The sequence below is a fragment of the Methylocucumis oryzae genome, from assembly GCF_000963695.1.
In the GTDB taxonomy this organism is placed as follows: domain Bacteria; phylum Pseudomonadota; class Gammaproteobacteria; order Methylococcales; family Methylomonadaceae; genus Methylovulum; species Methylovulum oryzae.
Genome location: NZ_LAJX01000384.1, coordinates 1 through 934, shown reverse-complemented (window position 1 = coordinate 934; position 934 = coordinate 1). Strand labels below are relative to the sequence as shown.

At 52.1% G+C, this 934-nt stretch carries 1 protein-coding gene; it reads right to left on the bottom strand.

Annotation, left to right across the window (positions count from 1 at the left end; all coding sequences use genetic code 11):
* The coding region (locus VZ94_RS21825; protein WP_045780863.1) for an AMP-binding protein at window positions 1-934 on the bottom strand (934 nt) is incomplete at both ends.

Below are 934 nucleotides of genomic sequence, written 5' to 3'. Positions count from 1 at the left end.
CTGCGTTGCCTACTACACGCCATCCCTGGCGTTATCGGCAACTGCTCCTGCGTTGCTCTACTACACGCCATCCCTGGCGTTATCGGCAACTGCTCCTGCGTTGCTCTACTACACGCCATCCCTGGCGTTAAACGGTTTTGGATTAACGCTAACGCAGATTGACTTAAGGCTTCACCACCGACGGTAAGACTGCGTAGCGTACTTAAATCGTATTGCCCTTGAGTGTGTCTTGCTAGTTCTGTCGCATAAGCCGGTGGTAAATCTAACCGAGTAATACCGTAACGAGCTATTGCCGCTAAGCTTTGCTCAGCATCCCACAGCGTAGAGTTAATCACTAAGCGCGCGCCGCAGATTAATGGCAATACCCATTGCTCCATCGCGGCATCAAAGCTAAACGACGCAAAATGCAAGCACACATCATCGTCTTTAAGTCCATATATCTCAGCCATTGCAGCCACTTGTGCCGCCCAGGCGCCATGACTGACGACGACGGCTTTCGGAGTACCGGTGCTGCCAGAGGTATAGATTAAATAAGCTAGTGCTTTATCGTTCCCACGCTTTGCGTGGGAATGTTGCTCGAACCGCTCTGCGGTACGGGACGCAGAGCGTCCTTCTTGCCGCGCCCACGCAGAGCGTGGGTGCAATGAGACCGTTGTTCTTTTATCGTTCCCACGCTCGGCGTGGGAATGTTGCTCTAACCGCTCTGCGGTACGAGATGCAGAGCGTCCTTCTTGCTGCGCCCACGCAAAGCATGGGTGCAATGAGAGTATTGGTTTTCCGGCAAAGCGCTCAGACCACGCATCAATAGTAAGCACTAAACTCGCCTCAGCATCATCTAGCATAAAACCAAGTCTAGCGTCAGGTGCATCAGGCTCTAAAGGTAATAACACAGCACCTTGTATCAACACAGCTAATTGCGCCGCAATCATTACAG